This is a genomic window from Pseudomonas sp. NKUCC02_KPG (genome assembly GCF_019345465.1).
GTDB lineage: Bacteria > Pseudomonadota > Gammaproteobacteria > Pseudomonadales > Pseudomonadaceae > Aquipseudomonas.
In genome coordinates, this window is the sequence record NZ_JAHKRC010000003.1 from 203,414 (window position 1) to 220,171 (window position 16,758).

The window sequence follows — 16,758 nt, forward strand, 5'->3', positions numbered from 1 at the left end:
GATCATCAAAACCCAGCCCAATGAGCAGGAAGTCCTGCTGGGCCGCAATGAAACCGTCACCCTGTCCGAGGTATTCAATGGCTGACTACGGCGTGACCCCCGATGGCCTTAAAATCAAGCGTCTGGCCGATGTGCTGGCCGACGCCAGTGCGGCGCTGGCGCTGATCCAGGACCCGGTGACGGGGGAACGTCTGCAACCGGACTTTTCCGCCGCCGACCCGGCCATGCAGGTGGTCAAGATCCCGTTGGAGGCGGTGGGTGATCTGTGGGCGTTGCTGCACAACGTGTTCAGCCAGTTCGATCCGGACGCGGCAACGGGTGCGGCTTTGTCCGGTCTGGTACGCCTGAATGGCATTGAGCGGGCTGAGGGCAAACCCTCGACCGTACAACTGCAACTCACAGGTGTGGCCGGTACGGTCATCCGCAAGGGACAGCGGGTCAGTGATGCGCAGCGTCAGATCGTGTGGATTACCCAGGCTGATGTGACACTGGATCATGAAGGGCAGGGCAGTGTGACCGCCCTCACCGAAGACAAGGGCGCCTACACGGCGATGCCGGGCCAGCTCAGCGTGATCCTGACCCCGGTGGTGGGTTGGAACGCTGTCAGCAACGCGGCGTCAGCGGTGCCGGGCGCCATCGAAGAGCGCGACCCGCTCTTACGCCAACGCCGCGATCAATCGACCATGGCCCCGGCCAGCTCGCCCGTCGAAGCCATTTACGCCAACCTGCGCAATGTGCCGGGTGTCGACTTTGTGCGGGTGCTGATCAACAACACCCTGGTAACGGACAGTCGCGGCATACCACCCAAGGCCATTGCCGCCGTGGTGGTCGGCGGCGAGGACAAGGACGTGGCCCGAGTGCTGCTGGAACGCTCCCCGGCGTTGAACGAGTGGTACGGCAACGCGCTGTTTGTGGTCACCGACAATCTGGGCGATACCTATCCGGTGCAGTGGGTGCGGCCCACTGAAGTGCCAATATTTGTCGAGATCGATATCCAGTCATTGGGCGACGGAGAACTGACAGATGACTATGGTGCGCGGATCGCCGACGCCATCGTCATCTACTCACGCTTTGGCGCGCCGGGACTCGGCATTCCGGTGACGGCTGGTTACGATCAAGACGGCATTGTCCCGGGCGAAAGCGTAGTTGCGCCACGCCTATACACACCGATCAACAGCGTCCCGGGGCATGCGTTGCGGGTGATTCGCATCGGTACCGAGTCAGGCGTTTTGTCTGCTGACGATATTCCTATCAGTTGGAATGCCTGGGCCTCGTTTGACCCGGCGCGGATCAAGGTCAACTTGCTATGAGTCGGGCTGACTATCAGAGCGAGTTTGGCCGCGACCTGAGTGCACAAGCTTGTGATCGACAGCTCTACAGCCTAAAACGCTCCACGGTGCGTGCCGGAGTATTACAGGCGCAGATTGATCAGGCCCAGGTGCTGTACGACACCCTGCTCGATACGCTGATCGGCCGGGATCTGCGTTGGGCGCAGGGCAAGCAACTGGACGTGCTGGGTCGGATCGTTGGCCAGAGCCGCGAAGTGGTCAGCCGTAGCGAGGATCAATGGCTGCGTGCCGATGATGTACCGGGTTCGCCGGACAACGCGCCGGTGTGGCTGGCAGGCGTGCCGTCGTACGGTCAACGACTGGCCGACGACGATGAATTCCGCCTGCGCATTTACGGCAAGATCGCCAAAAACCATACCCGGCATGGCTCGCTGCCGGAGATTCTGTGGTTTGTGCGTCAGGCGTTTGGTATCGACTGTGGTCTGCAACGCATCGGCCCGCTGGAAGGCGTGTTGCTGGTGCGCGACAACATTCCCCGTTATCTGCTGCAGGAATTGACCAGCGTGTTCAGCAACACCCGTGCTGATCATCAGTATTTGCTGCCGTTGCCTGCAGGGGCGCGGGTGGTGGGGATCATCCTGCGACCCGGGAACGGGTTTGGGCCGGATATGGGGAGTGGGGCGGTGGATAGCGGGGCTGTCACTGTGGTGATTCGGTTTGTTTCAGGGTAAATGGGCCACGTGCATTTCGTCCAGACGGGGCGACACTCAATGATTACAGGGGTAAAGTGGCAGTCATCAACACAGGAGAGCCCTGATGAGCCTCAAAATATCCCCCATCGTGTCCGAGTTCGAGACCGAAGAGCAGGCCGCTCAGTACGATCAATGGTTTCGGAAAAAAGTGCAGGCCAGCCTGGACAGTCCTGGACCGGGCGTAGCGCATGATGAGGTGATGGCGCGAGTGGATGCTGTGATCCGGGAGGCTGAACGCAAAGCGCAAGAAAAATCCTGATGCGCTCCGTGGTTTGGCTGGACGATGCAATATCAGATTTGCTTGAAATCATGGCCTACATCTCTGCTGAAAATCCTGGCGCTGCTCGCCGATTGAAAGCTCGCTTCGATTCCACGTTACTCCCGGTGAAAGCCCATCCCTATTTGTATCCGCTTGGTCGAATAGCTGGAACACGGGAAATAGTTGCTCACCCCAATTACGTCATTGTGTACCGAGCTACGCCCGATCGAATAGAAGTGGTCAGTGTGCTCCATGCGCGGCAGTCATACCCCTGAAACTGCGGGCTAACTCAGGCTCAAGGCTGTGGTAGAACCACAGGCAGCATGTAAGAGAGTCCATGTAGCGTGACAAAACGAATCTACATAAGTGGTGCATCGGGCTCAGGGGTAAGCACACTGGGTGCGGCCCTGGCTGCAAAGCTTCAGGTCCCTCACGTTGATGTCGACGATTATTACTGGTTCCCGACCGACCCTCCCTTTGTACATTCACGACCTCCTGCAGAGCGTGTCAACTTGCTGAGCAACAGGCTTGCTGAAGGTCCGTGGATTGTTTCCAGCGCAATGGATGGCTGGGGGGACGAAATTATTCAGCGTGCAGAGCTGGTCGTTTTTATCGAGACGCCAACCGCCGTCAGGATTGAGCGTCTGAAGGCCCGTGAATTGCGCAGCTATGGTGATCGTGTGCTACCGGGTGGGGATATGCATGCCAATCACCAGGCATTTGTCGCCTGGGCGCAGAGCTATGAAGCGGGCACCGAGGGAGGCCGCAGCCGACCCCGGCATGAACGATGGCTCAGTCAGTTGGATGTGCCTTGCATTCGAGTGAATGGGGAACTGCCAACAGCTGATTTGCTCAAGCAGGTGCTCGTCGAGATGAAAGACTGATTGCCCCAACAGGACTTCAATGTTCATCAGAAGCCGCCATAAAAGGCGGTTTTTTTACGTCCGGAGAAATCTACATGGCCAACACTGATCGCCCGTTATCGCCTGGCATCTTTGCCGAGGATGCGCAAACCAATATCCCGGCCAATCCGGTGCCGGGGGTTTCCTACCGTGATCCTGTGAACGGGCTGACCACCATCGGCTTGGGTTGGCCCTTTCAGCGACTGGTGAACTCGGCTGAATTCAATGAGGTGATGTTCCGGATTACTTCACTACTGGAGGTAGTAAACAAAACTGCTGGTCTGGCATGGTCAGACCAAATCGACTATCACGGCCCAGGTGCGGCACAAGCACCTTCGTTTGTGGCCTCGACTGACGGCCATCTGTATGTCGCTCTGCAGCCAAGCGGCCCCAACAATGGTGGCGCGCGCGATCCGGCATCAGGAAACAGCGCCTATTGGAGCCAGTTCTCAGGCCTGGCGGCTGGCGCAGATGTAGGGGACGTTAAAACTGTAGCCACTGATGAGCCGCCATTGGGTTGGCTTAAGTGCAACGGTGCCGTGGTTTCGCGCACGCAATATGCTGCGCTGTTTGATGTGATCGGTACGCGGTTTGGCGCTGGCAATGGCAGCACCACCTTCGGGCTGCCGGACCTGCGGGGGGAGTTTGTTCGGGGCTGGGATGACGAGCGTGGTGTTGATCCGGGCCGGGAGCTGGGGAGTGCGCAGGAGGGGCAAAATGCTTTGCACAGTCACGAAGCCTCGACCGCAGCAGCAGGTGGGCACCAGCATGAGGCGAGTGCTGCAGAAGCAGGCGGGCACGGGCATCAGGCAACAGTGGGCGTAGCGGGCGGTCACTCTCATAGTGGTGGGACCACCGTTGATGGCGATCACCGGCACGGCCTTACGATGGGTTTGACTAACCTGGATAGTGGTTACTTTGGGGGTGGTGCTTCGGTATATGGAACCCAGTACACCAACGTTGCAGGAGCGCACAGTCATTCGATCACCACCGATGCGGCTCCGGATCACACTCATACGGTGAGCATAGCTTTGGCTCCTGACCATACTCATGCAGTCACCGTTAATAGCGTGCCGGACCACTCTCATGCTGTGACTGTTTCTTCGTCGGGTGGTCATGAGAGTCGCCCCAGGAGCGTGGCATTGCTCTATGTGATCAAGTACTGACGCAGCGAGTGGCATCAACCCTTTGTCAGCACATTGGCGAACAAGCCTATAAGCTGGGCGTTGCCGAAATCGATCAGATGGTTGTCATCGTAATACAGCGGCTGGCCATTTTTTGAACCCATGCATTGTCCCCGCGGGCACAGGTAAGGCGTAGGGTCCAGTACCTTGACAGGGCATTGCCGCGCAGCTCGATCGATGGCCTTATTGGCGATACGGTTGCGTTGCTGATAATCCGAAACCGGGATGGAGATATCGCTTTTTTGCGCGAAGATTCGCTGGTTGAGGTTCAGCCCCTTGTACACGTTGAAAGGCATTTCGGGGATAGGTCTGACGATGTAAACCGGGTGATTGTGAGCAATGGAACATACCGTATTCGCGTACTCGGCAGAGAAAGTTTCAGCAAATGATTGTTCGGCAGTTTGCTGTTTTTTATTGAAGTAAACGCTGTAACCATTGGTTCTGGATTGGGTCGAGTAAAGCCCTGCGCGGCTGAACAGGATGACCGGTACACCCGCATATGAGTTCTTTAACGCCTCAACCTTGTCAGCATTGAAGGCACGGCAAGCACTCTGCAGTTCCTTATCGTTCATTTCAAAATTCAATAATGTCGGGCACCCCCCTCGTGCCCAGAGTAATGCGGCGCCTGAGTTTTCTGGTTGGAAGGCTGCAGCGGTTGATTCCGCGTGGCTATCGCCAAACAAAATGGCAGATACCTCACCTTTGCCAAGCATGCAGTCTGCCGCGCCATATGGGTTTGAGTAGCACTCACGGGAGTACATTTTGCTGGTGTATTCAGGTTGACCAAGATCCACATAAGCAAACCGGGAGCTTGGGTAGTCCTTGGCGATCGAGGCGGTAATAGCCGATACGCCGACCGTTGCGAGGGTGACAGACGAGTATTTAAGAATCGTCGTGAAGTTAAAGTCAGATTTCTTAGCCTTTGACTCGACCAAGTAAAACGAGAGGGTACCTAGGACAAATGTAAGAGCTATTGCAGCCAACACATAAAGTCCGTTATTCAGCAGCCCACACTGGTATAGGAACACCACGAACGGCCAGTGCCACAGATAGACAGAGTAAGAAATGGTGCCGATAAACTGCACGGGTTTGAACCCGCTGAGTAGTCTGTGCTTATTGGCGGTAAGAATTAATGCGGTACCCGACACCGGCAGCAAAGCCAAATAACCAGGCCACGCATTCTGCTCCGACAGGATGAAAATGCTGAGCAGAATTAACGCAATTCCAACCCCAGCGAGCCAACTGCCGGTCTTGCTGTTGAGACGTATGGGGTACAGAAAAACCAGCCCGCCAATGATCAACTCCCACGCTCGGGTGGGCAGCATGTAAAACGCAAAGGATGGGTTCGATCGGCTCAAAAAGACCGATGCGAACAGGGAAATCAGACCGACAATAACCAGCGCGTGCTTTGTGTTCTGCTCTTCCTGGTGTTTGCGGCAAACCATGAGAAAGATCGGGTAGATCATATAAAACTGCCACTCCACCGACAGAGACCAGGTGTGGAGTAGCCAGTTGGCTTGTTGCGGAGCGTCGAAATAATCGCCCTTGGCCATAAATGAAAAATTGGACGCAAATAACAGACTGCTTTTTATGGCTTTGATGGCACCTCGAAAATCATCGAGCGGTAGATAGATAAAACCGAAGGCTAAAACCGCCAAACAAAGACCGATCAAGGCAGGGACAATGCGCCTGAGTCGCGATGCATAGAACCCTGCGAGCGAAAACTGATTCTGCGCCAAGCCGCCGCAGATGATCTGCGTCATCAGAAAACCAGAGACAACGAAAAATACATCGACCCCTACAAATCCCCCGTCAAAGCCTGCAATTTTGAAGTGGAATAAAACGACCGCCACAACGGCTAACGCACGCAGCGCGTTGATATCGGTTCTGAAATTACTGTTCATGGATAAGCACTATTGCAAGGGGAAGGGCAGCGCTTGGTCTGCTTTTTGATACCCGAGGATTTAGCTTTCTGCCATGGATGCTGGCGCTGGAAGGGAAAGTTAAGAAATGTGGGTCAACTGAGCAATTCAGACAGCTCCTGATTGGGCGTAGGAAATCTCAAAACTCAAAATTCGGATGGTGCAGGGCACTTTTCAGTAGAGAATTCTCTTTCGCAGAACTCAGGAGCGGCTGGTGCGCACACTCATTCAATTTTTACGGATGGCGCACCAGATCACACCCACTCGGTGACTATTGCGGACGCACCTGATCATACCCACGCAGTTACGGTTTCGGCTGTTGCCAACCATAGCCATGATGTAAATGTTTCGACATAGGGAGGGAATGAGTCACGCCCGAGGAGCGTGGCGCTGCTGTATGTGATCAAGTATTAAAATTAAAAGATCAGCGCCCTCATGCAATGATCTTTCAATGAAAGCCTGCCGCATCTATGGCCCATTGTTGTTTAAGTGCCAAGTTTTTTACCTGCTCAAAGGATGGTTTTGGTACCTCCTGCCATTCATTGCGTTTCCAGCAGACGAAATGAAAGTACGGAAAAGCACGGTCACCATCTCGGTCATTTGTTAAACGACCTTGGTGCCAGCGCCATTGCAACGGGAAATCCTCGCTGCCATCGTGCCATTTAATACAGCCATTGGGAGTGCTGAAAGCTTCAGCGAATTCGCTGCGACGACGTTTAGGATTGAAATTTCCCAAGAACTTGAACAAAGGATCTGGAAGATTTTTACGCCACAAAAACACGCGACTGAAAGCCCCTTCATCCAGCGCATAGTGCTCGTTGTCAGCAAAGCGCTCACACCAATCCTTGATGTGCTGGAACAGCCCTCTTTCCCTGGCAGTGTTACGAATCAGGCACAAGTGGCCTGCAACTCTCCGTTCATGGGTCGATAACAGGTGATATCGGGCCAGACGGGCTTCAGTGAAGTACTCACGGAGATTTCCGTAGATCAGATCAATGTCGCCGAATGCCCAAAAATCGAAACCTTCCAGCCTGTCCGCGTGGATGAAACCCAAGGCTGGCTTTAGGTCGCACAGTTTGTATGGCGAAGAAGGTGCAAAGTTAATACCGAGCCGCTGTGAAACCAATTGGCAGTATTCAACCCAGTTTGTGGGTTCGATACAAACATTGGCAGGTAGGTTATCCAGCTGGTCGCAGTCACTGAACATGAGCCACTGAATGTCAGGGTTGTGTCGGCAACTCTCGAGAAAAAGCGGCATCCAAAACGGCCAAGTTCCAAAGTATGGAATAAGAAAAAGAATACTCGGTGGACGGTGCATTGGTGCTTTCCTATCAAATTTGTACCCATACAGGTGTTATGCCGACGCAAATTAAACTCGAGTCATTGCTCGTATCTATGGTTTGGCTCTTGAAGTCTTGTAGGAACTATCCGGCAAATAATTTCGCTGCCGAACGCGTTTTTATGATGATCGCGGTTGAGTTACAGGGGCTCAATGTGGAGAAGCTGTATGGCCATTACTGAGAAGCAACTGCTTCAAGTACCACCAAACGCCGGCCCAGTTGCTGGCGTTTTCGTTCCTGTCCTGAATGCAGCGATGAGTCGGTACCAGATTGTTGGTACCAAACGGATAGCAGCGTTTATCGCCCAGATAGGGCATGAGTCTGTTCAGCTCCGGTACTTGAAAGAGGTATGGGGGCCGACCGCTGCTCAGGCCAGATATGAGGGACGTACCGCTCTGGGCAACACCATGCCTGGAAATGGTTTCAGGTATCGGGGGCGTGGTCTGATCCAGATCACTGGCCGCGCCAATTACGCAGCGTGCGGTGAAGCGCTGGGCCTGAACTTGCTGGCGCACCCCGAGTTGCTGGAGATGCCGCAACACGCCTGTATGTCAGCGGCATGGTTCTGGGTGACCAAGGGACTCAATACCTTGGCCGATGCGGGCCAGTTCAACAAAATCACCCAGCACATCAACGGTGGTCAGAACGGCGTCGCCGATCAGCAGGCGCTGTACGCCCGGGCACTCAAGGTCTTGGCGTGAAGATCAATGCAGTGAAGTGGGGCGGAGCGCTGCTGATCATCCTTGCCCTGATGGCGGGCAGCGCGTGGACCGCATGGGCGTGGCAGGCCAACGCCTACGGCCAGCGACTGGCCGCCAAGGAAGCTGCCCACCAAACCGAGCGCACAAGTCTGGCCAATGCCAACTCCGCTTTGGTACTGGCAGAGCAGAGCAAGCGCCTCGCCCTGGAGCAATGGTTGGTAGCCAGCGAAAAAGCCTATTACCGAGCCCTTTCCGATGAAAAAACCAAACATGCACGCTTGCGTGATCGCCTTGCTACTGCTGACTTGCGGCTGTCAGTCCAACTCGACGCCACCGCAACTGATTGTGACGGAGTGCAAACCGCCACCCGCACCGGCGGCGTGGTTTATGGCGCCCGTAGAGCCCAACTTGACCCGGCGCATGCTCAACGAATTATCGGAATCACCGGCGACGGCGACCAAGGATTGATCGCGCTGCAGGCCTGTCAGGCCTATGCCAAAGAAGTATCAGGCACAAAGTAAAAGGATCGACCGAGGCTGGATGCGTCAACATCCAGTCCGGCCACCAAACGCTCTAACTGCTGCGACACAAGCCGTGGCCCCGTTTTTTGGGGCCTGTAATAGTTGTCGCATAACCCTGTCGCAGGTACGTGCAACTTGCCAGATGGACGTACCAAAAAAAGCGACCCTGAAGACAGGGCCGCCTGGACTGCTGAGCAGTAAGCTGGGCAAACCCAGCGAGACGAGAGAGAGGGGTACTTCCGCCCCACCTCAGGCGGTGACTACTACAACGTACTGCAGTCGAAACACTTCCCTGTTCCAGGGAGTTGATCTCAGATTCAGCTCATGAAACCTTCACTACGTAGGGTCGTAAGCTTGGCCAAAATCCGCGCCTTGGCCCCATCCAACACCACAGGGTTGGTTTTGCTCGACAGCTTTTCTCGGGGCTTGGTGCCGAGGAAATAGCTGATCCGTTCCGCATTAGCGCCGGAGGGATGGGGCAGGCCATCCAAGAGCTGCTCGGCTTTTAACAGGCCTTTAGCTTGCAGGTGCTGAAAGACCTCGGTGACCTTGGGGCCGAGCGGGATATACAGGCACTGCGGGCCCAGTACCCGAATCTCCTCAGCCAGGTGCGTGTCGACCTGATGGCGCAAACTGGGGCGGCTGAGGATCGAGGGGCTGCCGCTGTAATTCTGACCATCGAGAAAGACCGGGTAGCGCAGTGCCGAGGTGTAGTGCACCAGATGACGTTGCGTATCAAACAGTCGTGCACAGCTATCGATGTCCAGCAGCGTATGCAGCCCGATGTGATCAAGCAGGTTGGTCAGGTTGTTGCGCATGGGCCCGGCAAAGCTGGCCGTTTCCTTGGCGGCCTGTTTGGCGTGCTCTATGGAGGCGCCATTGCGCAACTGCTGTCGCGCTTCATCCAAGGCGCGGCTGGCCTGCTGTAAGCCAGGTGTAATGCCGCACAGCACGACGCGTGCACCGGTATTAATGTGATCGAAGGGCGCATAGAAGGTTTGCAGGCCACCTTCTGATGCAAGCAAAAGTTCGGATGGCAGTGTGGCGAAATTGTGGGTGGAGGCGTAAAGCAAATGGCTGAACTGTTCGAGGCTCATGGTGAAGTCCTGTGGCGATGGGCGAGTGAGCGTTGGGTGGGTGAGTGTTAATCCGCCCGAGTGGCGACAAAGCCCCGGCGACCTTTCAACCAGCGCAACGCCTCATCTGCATCGACCACCGTCTGGTTTTTTTCCTTGCGGGTGTAAAGCCGATCCGCCGCCGTGGGTTGGGCGGCATTGCGCACGGCCCGCTCGGACATCTGCCCCAACTGGGCGATCTCTTTTAGCGTCAGGTAGCCGATGTTGTCCTCCCCGGACAAGAACATCGGTAGCGCCTCTTCATCCGCAAATTTCGGATGGGTATCCAGGTCGAGACGGGCTCTGATCAGCGCATGGAGCAGGATGTGTTCGAGTCCTGTCGGTAACAGCATTTCCCTGCCTCGGATGCGTGGCGAAAACACTTCAATAGCCGGCCGGGCGGAGAGCACCACAGTGGCCAGGCGACCCCAGCTATCATTCATCTGGTTTTGCTCGGTCCCATCCTTGGCCAGTCTGAGTCGCCCATTTATCGCGTAGTCGAAGCAATCATTGGCCGCCATTCGCATAGGGATTTCGCCATTGAAAATCTGATCCAGAGCATCGAGTTTGGCTGGATCAATTTCGCCATGAAATGCCATCAGCGAAGCCCCCATCCAGCCCAAATAGGCGTCCTGCGCTTCCTGGAGGATGTCGTCCAGGCCGAGATTTTTTTCGGTGGCGATGAAGTTATGTTCGAATTGTTTACGCCAGTAGGTGCTCATCGTTGCTGCTCTCGGTCAGTCGGTATGGGCACAGACTATCGGCGTTATATGATTCATGCAATGATTAATTTATGATGCTAGTAATGATTAATCATTTTTATTGGAATAATTTTCTTTTTGGCCGTAGGCATAGGCTTTATATTTGATAATGTCCTTATCAAATATTGCTAGAGAAAGGATTCGCTCCGATGGTTCAAGCAACCCCTGACCAAATAAAGCGAGGGCTAGCTCGCTTGGATGACCGCATTACTGAGCTGAAGGCCTTTGATGTGCGTGTTTTAACAAATGTGCCTTCTCCGGCACTCCGAGCTCTCGGAGCTGCTATCGAAGACACATTGGAGAGATGCTTCGGAAACGGAACCTCTGCTTTATGCGCTTCCACTCTGCATGCCATTTGCAGCCCACGTTAAACCGCATTAGGGATCACAGCTACTACCCCCAATACGCGGAAAAATGCATTGCGAGAGCTATTGCTTTGTTGACGGAGGGACAAAGGACTCTGGAGGAAGATCTAGCTGATTGCGAAGATTTACAACGACTATCGCCGGTAGTTAGCCTTGAGCATCAATCGCTTTCAAGACGAGTTTTTATAGTTCATGGGCATGATGAAGGTGCACGAGAAACCGTGGCCCGCTTTTTAATGCAGCTGGGCTTTGACCCCATCATCTTGCACGAGCAAGCCAACCAGGGCCGGACGGTTATGGAGAAGGTCGAAGCGCACGGGCAGGTGGATTTTGCCGTAGTGCTGCTGACGCCCGACGATGAGGGGTGTGCCAAGGGCGGCACTCTCGAGCCACGTGCTCGCCAGAACGTCTTGTTGGAGTTAGGTTATTTCCTAGGGCGCCTCGGCCGCGACAAGGTTTGTGCGCTGAAGCGTGGCATCGTAGAGATCCCCAGTGATTTTGCCGGTGTAGTCTGGGAGTCCATGGACGGCAATAGTTGGAGGCAGGCACTCGGACGTGAGCTGCAAGCAGCTGGGCACGAGATCGACTGGAATAAGGTCATGCGGGCGTGAGCCAGCTGCTAGCTTCCTCCTCGCCAGTGAGTCTGTCAGCAATCGTCACGGGCGAGCAGGCGCAGCTGCGCTTTCTGGAGTTTTCACCGCCAACATCCGCAATCCGAATACGCGGCGGCCAATGAGTTCCTGACCTGGTGCAACGCAATGGGCATCCCCGATCTGGTCACGGTGGGTCCTTTACCTGATTATGAAGAACGAGTCACACCGCTATTTGGCACTTCCAAGCAGGGCCTTCTAATGCGGAGTTAGGGGAAGGATGAAACGGTATCAAACAAGCGGCTTAATCAATTCGGGCCTATGGTTTTTCACATTGCCCACAATCTTACTTATGGGAAACCACTCAAAATCTTCAGTGGGCTGACAACACTTCAAAAGTAGTCCTTCTGCTTCCACTGAATCAGGGTCGCTCTCCATCCATTCACGAGCGTGCTGATATTTGAAAACCACAGGCCGTCGATCATGAATGTCGACCATCCCCTGATCACTGGCAGCAGTGACAATCACAAACCCATCCCCTTCATGAGGCTCCAGCCCTGGGTGTACCTCGGCCAGCGCCGCCAAGAACATTGGCTCCTGACATTTCAGGCGAATGAAATAGGGCTGTTTCTTCTTAGGATCATCCGAATCCTTGACCCACTCATACCATCCGTCAGCCATGACCAAGGCCCGGCCTTTGGGCCAGAGTTGTTTGAAAAACCTTCCGGCTGTGACTGTTTCCACTCTGGCGTTTATCGGGTCAGGGCGTTTGCCCTTGGCCCAGAACGGCGCCCAGCCCCAGTGGACGGGATCAATACGTAGTCCCTCATTTCCGCCGTGAAGAATGCTGACACGCGTGCCAGGAGCGACGTTGTAGCGACCTTTGGGCTGATTGTCGTACCCGCTCATGACGACCCGGTCAGGCGCCAAAACCTCCAGATAATCAGACATGCTCTGATACTGCACAAATCGTCCGCACATCGTTTTGACCTCTTGCAAAGGGGGCCTGAAGGAAGCGTAGCTTGAAGTGCTCAGGGTGTTCCTATCGTCGAAAACTCCTACAGATGAATTGACGTGAATCACGCGCCGCAGCGGGCTATATATTCATACAGCTAACTTAAGGTGTGCGTCATGATCTTCACTTCTCAGGGTCCAATTGCAGAAGGAGGCACTCGCCTACCTCTTTGCTCTTTCAAGGTTCCAGCCGGATTTCCGTCCCCTGAAGCAGACCATATCGAGAAGCACATCTCGTAAGACCAAGTGCTGAACATCCGTGCTCCTCACGTTTACCTGGTATCAATCGATGGCGATAGCATGCAGGACGCCGGGATCTATTCCGGGGATCTGGCTGTTGTTGATCGTTCAATTGAACCTGTCCATAGCAATGTGGTTGTCGCGCTGCTCAACAACGATCCGATTTGCAAACGTCTATGCATGCGAGAAAAGAGGGTCATTCTCCAGTCTGAAAACTCGAAATACCCAGACCGACATGTGCTGGAAGGCAACGACCTTTCCATTTGGGGAGTGATCACTCACATAGTGCGCAGCCATGGCAATTAAGCCAGATCCAGTTTTCGCGCTCATAGACTGCAACAGTTTCTATGCCAGCTGATCATTGTGGTGCTGAGTAACAACGATGGCAGCGTGATTGCTCGCAGCTATGACGCGAAACCCCACGTGAAAATGGGCGAGCCGTATTTCCAGATCAAGAATCGCCTGGAGAAGCTGGGCATTGTCGCCTTCTCATCCAACTATGCGTTGTACGGCGACATGAGCGAGCGGGTTATGAGCTTGATCGAAGCGATGGTTCCGGCGGTGGAGATCTATAGCATAGATGAGTCATTCGCTGACCTGATCGGCATAGCTGACGATTCGGCTATGGGCCGAAAATACGCAGCCGCATATTTAAATGTACCGGCATCCCGGTCGGTGTAGGGATTGCTCATACCAAAACCCTGGCCAAGTTGGCCAACCATCCTGCAAAGCGATTGCAGGCACAAACCGGTGGGGTCGTGAATCTTTGCGAGGACTTCGAGCGCAACTGGGTGCTGCGCAATACAGCTGTGTCTGAGGTGTGGGGAGTAGTGCGGCGAATGACCTTGCACCTTGAGACAATGGGCATTCGTACTGCTATTGACCTGGCCAAGGCTGATCCGTGGACGCTGCGCAAGAAATTCAGCATCGTTATTGAGAAGACTGCTCGCGAGTTGGCCGGAACACCTTGTCTTGAGCTGGACGAGCCCGATCCGCCAAAGCAGGAAATCTGTTGAAGCCGCATGTTCGGCAAACGACTGACTGAGTTGGCACTAATAAAAGCGGCGGTGGCCACCTACATGATGCGCGCCTCGGAGAAGCTGCGCGCCCCCGAAGTCTTACTGTAAAAAGGTTCGGGTCAGTATCCGCACCGGCATGATCAATCCTAATGAAGCCAAATACGCAAAGGGAGTGGTGGTAACGCTTCCTTACCCCACAGACGATGTACGTCTGCTGACAAGGGCTGCAGTGGATGCGCTCGACCATATATTTCAACCTGGATTCAAATACAGCAAGGCAGAGGTGTTGCTGCTGGACCTTCGGCAGCCTGGTGAGTTTTCGGACGATCTTTTTGCCGTTAACCAACCGGCAGAAGCATCCCGGGTTGTGGGTGTGCTGGATGAAATCAATGGTCGCTGGGGGAGGGGGTACTCTGCGTGCTGCAAGTGTGCCGAGAAATCCCGATTGGGGAATGAGGAGGGAGATAATGAGTCAGAGCTACACAACGCAGATGCAGCAACTTTGGCGGGTGTCTTGTAGATAGGAGGGGTGGTATTCGATCGGCCGGACGCTGGGGAAGATGCTTAAGCGCAGTGGCTGATATAGCACGCTCATTGCACAATTTTCAGACGTATGGTCTTCTATGCGGCTTTTCGCCATCATGCATTTGCAGTCGATCACAGGGTCAATATGAAAACGATTTCAATATTTAATAACAAAGGCGGGGTCGGCAAAACCACTCTCACATTTCACTTGGCGCACGCGCTTGCGGCAATGGGGAAGAAAATCCTTATTATAGATTTGGATCCTCAATGTAACATTTCAACCCTGTCAGTGCCCCAAGAGTGGCTTATGGAAGTTTGGGCTAAAGAAAATGCATACATTGAAGACTTTAAAGCTACTCGTGAGCAATGTTCGGATCATGAGTTTGAACGACTAAATCAAAATGTTAGATCGATTCATTACCTTTTAACTCCAACACAAGAAGGTACAGCAGAGATTGGCGTCCTTCCGCCACCTGTTGCCCTTGCGCCAAATCTGCATCTTATACCGGGCAGGTTGACAATGCACTTGTACGAGGAAAAGATTTCAAGTCGGTGGAGTGATGTGTATCAAGGCGACCCCCTCGCGATTAGAACAATTACGAGAATCAGAAAGCTTGCAGAGGAGTACGCTGCTGCTTATGGATACGATTACGTAATTATGGATACGTCGCCCAGCATCGGTGCGTTGAACAAAGTTATTATATCCACAACCGACGGCTTTATAATTCCTTGCGCCCCAGACATGTTTTCATTATATGGAATCCGAAACCTCGGCAGCGCACTCTCTGTTTGGCAAAAGCAATTCAGTACTATATTTCATTTGCTTTCAGAAGAAAAACGCAAAAATTTTCCTGAGGATTTTGTGAAGCTGTTAGGTTTTACCATATATAACGCAAAAAAATATGCTGGTAACCAGCCATGGGAGCTTGCCAAAGCGCATTACCACTACGCGCTTCAGATCCCAAACGAAATTATGACGTGTGTTCCTGAATCTGTTAGGAATGTAATTCCAGAAGATATTCTGAGTGAGCCCATTGGTGGAACGGCAATCATGCACACTCATAATACCCTGACAGGGATGTCACAAAAGTATCATGTCCCAATGTGGAAGGTCCCTTCCAAGGAAAATCTGGGGGATGACGTAAGCACAGTAATGGGTAGTAGGAGGGTTTTCGAAGCGACCTTAGAAAAATATACGGCGTTTTCTAAAGATCTGCTTACAAGAATTGAAAGGTTGGGCTGATCATGAAAGATGCCGAACCGCTTATTAAGCATTGTCTTGAACGGTATGATGAAATAAATCATGAATTGTCAATATTTATGACGACAGTTCGTTCGTGGTTTGAAACGCATCCCAAGTTAACAAGATGTTCGTTTCCTACTATTCATTCCGTAAAAAGTCGCTTGAAAGATCGTCTGCACCTTGAAGAAAAAGTTGTCCGGAAACTCGTCGATTTACCCGATCAGCCGCATGCTGAAGACATGTTTCGACGTCTTACTGATCTGTCCGGGGTGAGAGTGTTACTGCTTCACCAGGAGCAGTTTACTGCATTGCACGCCGAGCTCTTAAAAAAAACCAGCAATGACTGGTGCCTGATTGAACCTCCGAAAGCATATACTTGGGATCCAGAGTCGGTTGAGTTCTTTAAGAAATTAGAGATTCACACGGAATTAAAAGAGAGCCACTACACAAGCTTGCATTACGTCATTCGTCCAAAAATCGACTCAGACGTTGTATGTGAGATTCAAGTGCGAACGCTTTTTGAGGAGATCTGGGGGGAAGTTGACCACACTTTAAACTACCCATCACCAACCGAAAATATTGCGTGTAGCGAGCAGCTTCGGGTTCTTGCAAAGGTAGTTGGAGCGGGAAGCCGATTGGTCGATTCAATTTTTCGGACAGCCAATCCTGTTGCCCCGCCGCCTGCTGAGGTGATAGAGGAACAGCCGGAATCGTCTGTTGAGCACTTACTGCAAGTAATGCCTTCTGCGATCACCCCGCCCGCGGAAACTCCGATGAGCAGACCAGATGAGGAAGGGCCACCTATCAACCCTGAAGATGATCCAGTTGGACGCTAGTACGGAATAACACCTCTAGCCTCGCGCGCCTCCTATCGAGGCGCTACATTTTCTGCATCTGATGGAATGGCTTCGTTGGGTCAAGCCATCATTGCTATTCTATTGTAATGAGGTGGCTGATCTTTCCAGCGCCAGGTGAAGTTTAAGTAGCGTCTGCCCCAGGGCGCAACTAGCCAGCTA

16 protein-coding genes and 2 pseudogenes are annotated in these 16,758 nt (G+C 53.5%); 13 read left to right on the forward strand and 5 right to left on the reverse strand.

What is annotated here, in order from left to right; translation table 11 throughout:
• Window positions 1–77 precede the first annotated feature (77 nt).
• The 6 genes from KO536_RS05575 (at window position 78) to KO536_RS05600 (ending at window position 4,368) form a co-directional block, all read left to right on the forward strand.
• The gene (locus tag KO536_RS05575) at window positions 78–1,310 is read left to right on the forward strand and encodes a baseplate J/gp47 family protein (protein WP_219261365.1); all 1,233 of its coding nucleotides are present in this window, start codon (window positions 78–80) and stop codon (window positions 1,308–1,310) included.
• Window positions 1,307–2,020 carry a DUF2612 domain-containing protein gene (locus tag KO536_RS05580; protein ID WP_219261366.1) on the forward strand — a complete coding sequence of 238 codons (714 nt, stop codon included), beginning with the start codon at window positions 1,307–1,309 and terminating at the stop codon, window positions 2,018–2,020. Before KO536_RS05575 ends, KO536_RS05580 begins: the two co-directional genes overlap by 4 nt.
• 85 nt (window positions 2,021–2,105) lie before the next feature.
• A complete protein-coding gene (locus KO536_RS05585) occupies window positions 2,106–2,300 on the forward strand; it encodes a stability determinant (protein ID WP_219261367.1) in 195 nt (64 codons plus the stop codon).
• Complete coding sequence (locus KO536_RS05590; protein ID WP_219261368.1) at window positions 2,300–2,575, forward strand: type II toxin-antitoxin system RelE/ParE family toxin; 276 nt, start codon at window positions 2,300–2,302, stop codon at window positions 2,573–2,575. The genes KO536_RS05585 and KO536_RS05590 overlap by 1 nt, the downstream gene beginning before the upstream one ends.
• A 69-nt stretch (window positions 2,576–2,644) precedes the next feature.
• Complete coding sequence (locus KO536_RS05595) at window positions 2,645–3,184, forward strand: adenylate kinase (RefSeq protein WP_219261369.1); 540 nt, start codon at window positions 2,645–2,647, stop codon at window positions 3,182–3,184.
• 74 nt (window positions 3,185–3,258) lie between these two features.
• The gene (locus tag KO536_RS05600; protein ID WP_219261370.1) at window positions 3,259–4,368 is read left to right on the forward strand and encodes a phage tail protein; all 1,110 of its coding nucleotides are present in this window, start codon (window positions 3,259–3,261) and stop codon (window positions 4,366–4,368) included.
• Window positions 4,369–4,382: 14 nt separating this feature from the next.
• Here KO536_RS05600 and KO536_RS05605 read toward each other — a convergent pair whose 3' ends face one another.
• Together KO536_RS05605 and KO536_RS05610 are read right to left on the reverse strand one after the other, a co-directional pair.
• Window positions 4,383–6,290, reverse strand: coding sequence for an acyltransferase family protein (locus KO536_RS05605; RefSeq protein WP_219261371.1), 1,908 nt, complete (start codon window positions 6,288–6,290; stop codon window positions 4,383–4,385).
• A 466-nt stretch (window positions 6,291–6,756) separates the two neighbouring features.
• On the reverse strand, window positions 6,757–7,626 hold the full coding sequence (locus KO536_RS05610) for a DUF6625 family protein (RefSeq protein ID WP_219261372.1): 870 nt from the start codon (window positions 7,624–7,626) through the stop codon (window positions 6,757–6,759).
• Between the two features lie 189 nt (window positions 7,627–7,815).
• Here KO536_RS05610 and KO536_RS05615 point away from each other — a divergent pair, with 189 nt between their 5' ends.
• Window positions 7,816–8,349, forward strand: a complete 534-nt coding sequence (locus KO536_RS05615) for a glycoside hydrolase family 19 protein (protein ID WP_219261373.1) — start codon at window positions 7,816–7,818, stop codon at window positions 8,347–8,349.
• Window positions 8,346–8,870: a lysis system i-spanin subunit Rz gene (locus KO536_RS05620; protein ID WP_219261374.1), complete on the forward strand. Its 525-nt coding sequence runs from the start codon at window positions 8,346–8,348 to the stop codon at window positions 8,868–8,870. The genes KO536_RS05615 and KO536_RS05620 overlap by 4 nt, the downstream gene beginning before the upstream one ends.
• A gap of 317 nt (window positions 8,871–9,187) precedes the next feature.
• On the opposite strand, the gene KO536_RS05625 is transcribed toward KO536_RS05620, so the two are convergent.
• Together KO536_RS05625 and KO536_RS05630 are read right to left on the reverse strand one after the other, a co-directional pair.
• Window positions 9,188–9,967: a hypothetical protein gene (locus KO536_RS05625; RefSeq protein ID WP_219261375.1), complete on the reverse strand. Its 780-nt coding sequence runs from the start codon at window positions 9,965–9,967 to the stop codon at window positions 9,188–9,190.
• A 47-nt stretch (window positions 9,968–10,014) separates the two neighbouring features.
• Complete coding sequence (locus KO536_RS05630) at window positions 10,015–10,707, reverse strand: hypothetical protein (protein ID WP_219261376.1); 693 nt, start codon at window positions 10,705–10,707, stop codon at window positions 10,015–10,017.
• 370 nt (window positions 10,708–11,077) lie between these two features.
• Here KO536_RS05630 and KO536_RS05635 point away from each other — a divergent pair, with 370 nt between their 5' ends.
• Window positions 11,078–11,722 (forward strand): TIR domain-containing protein, encoded by a 645-nt coding sequence (locus KO536_RS05635; protein ID WP_219261377.1) that lies wholly within the window; start codon window positions 11,078–11,080, stop codon window positions 11,720–11,722.
• Window positions 11,723–11,992: 270 nt separating this feature from the next.
• Here KO536_RS05635 and KO536_RS05640 read toward each other — a convergent pair whose 3' ends face one another.
• The gene (locus KO536_RS05640; protein ID WP_219261467.1) at window positions 11,993–12,682 is read right to left on the reverse strand and encodes an SOS response-associated peptidase family protein; all 690 of its coding nucleotides are present in this window, start codon (window positions 12,680–12,682) and stop codon (window positions 11,993–11,995) included.
• A gap of 150 nt (window positions 12,683–12,832) precedes the next feature.
• Here KO536_RS05640 and KO536_RS05645 point away from each other — a divergent pair.
• The 4 genes and pseudogenes from KO536_RS05645 (at window position 12,833) to KO536_RS05660 (ending at window position 16,578) form a co-directional block, all read left to right on the forward strand.
• Window positions 12,833–13,261 (forward strand): annotated as a pseudogene (locus KO536_RS05645) (LexA family protein).
• A pseudogene (locus KO536_RS05650) lies at window positions 13,251–14,498 on the forward strand (DUF4113 domain-containing protein). The pseudogenes KO536_RS05645 and KO536_RS05650 overlap by 11 nt, the downstream one beginning before the upstream one ends.
• 146 nt (window positions 14,499–14,644) lie before the next feature.
• Window positions 14,645–15,742, forward strand: coding sequence for a ParA family protein (locus KO536_RS05655; RefSeq protein WP_219261378.1), 1,098 nt, complete (start codon window positions 14,645–14,647; stop codon window positions 15,740–15,742).
• Between the two features lie 2 nt (window positions 15,743–15,744).
• Window positions 15,745–16,578 carry a RelA/SpoT domain-containing protein gene (locus tag KO536_RS05660; protein WP_219261379.1) on the forward strand — a complete coding sequence of 278 codons (834 nt, stop codon included), beginning with the start codon at window positions 15,745–15,747 and terminating at the stop codon, window positions 16,576–16,578.
• The last annotated feature ends 180 nt before the right edge of the window (window positions 16,579–16,758 follow it).

What these genes read in the sequence shown, in the direction of transcription:
- KO536_RS05575 (WP_219261365.1), top strand. Translation starts at nt 78, where the DNA reads ATGGCTGACTACGGCGTGACCCCCGATGGCCTTAAAATCAAGCGTCTG.
- KO536_RS05585 (WP_219261367.1), top strand. Translation starts at nt 2,106, where the DNA reads ATGAGCCTCAAAATATCCCCCATCGTGTCCGAGTTCGAGACCGAAGAG.
- KO536_RS05635 (WP_219261377.1), top strand. Translation starts at nt 11,078, where the DNA reads ATGCGCTTCCACTCTGCATGCCATTTGCAGCCCACGTTAAACCGCATT.
- KO536_RS05615 (WP_219261373.1), top strand. Translation starts at nt 7,816, where the DNA reads ATGGCCATTACTGAGAAGCAACTGCTTCAAGTACCACCAAACGCCGGC.
- KO536_RS05640 (WP_219261467.1), bottom strand. Translation starts at nt 12,682, where the DNA reads ATGTGCGGACGATTTGTGCAGTATCAGAGCATGTCTGATTATCTGGAG.
- KO536_RS05580 (WP_219261366.1), top strand. Translation starts at nt 1,307, where the DNA reads ATGAGTCGGGCTGACTATCAGAGCGAGTTTGGCCGCGACCTGAGTGCA.
- KO536_RS05600 (WP_219261370.1), top strand. Translation starts at nt 3,259, where the DNA reads ATGGCCAACACTGATCGCCCGTTATCGCCTGGCATCTTTGCCGAGGAT.
- KO536_RS05590 (WP_219261368.1), top strand. Translation starts at nt 2,300, where the DNA reads ATGCGCTCCGTGGTTTGGCTGGACGATGCAATATCAGATTTGCTTGAA.
- KO536_RS05605 (WP_219261371.1), bottom strand. Translation starts at nt 6,290, where the DNA reads ATGAACAGTAATTTCAGAACCGATATCAACGCGCTGCGTGCGTTAGCC.
- KO536_RS05660 (WP_219261379.1), top strand. Translation starts at nt 15,745, where the DNA reads ATGAAAGATGCCGAACCGCTTATTAAGCATTGTCTTGAACGGTATGAT.
- KO536_RS05610 (WP_219261372.1), bottom strand. Translation starts at nt 7,626, where the DNA reads ATGCACCGTCCACCGAGTATTCTTTTTCTTATTCCATACTTTGGAACT.
- KO536_RS05655 (WP_219261378.1), top strand. Translation starts at nt 14,645, where the DNA reads ATGAAAACGATTTCAATATTTAATAACAAAGGCGGGGTCGGCAAAACC.
- KO536_RS05630 (WP_219261376.1), bottom strand. Translation starts at nt 10,707, where the DNA reads ATGAGCACCTACTGGCGTAAACAATTCGAACATAACTTCATCGCCACC.
- KO536_RS05625 (WP_219261375.1), bottom strand. Translation starts at nt 9,967, where the DNA reads ATGAGCCTCGAACAGTTCAGCCATTTGCTTTACGCCTCCACCCACAAT.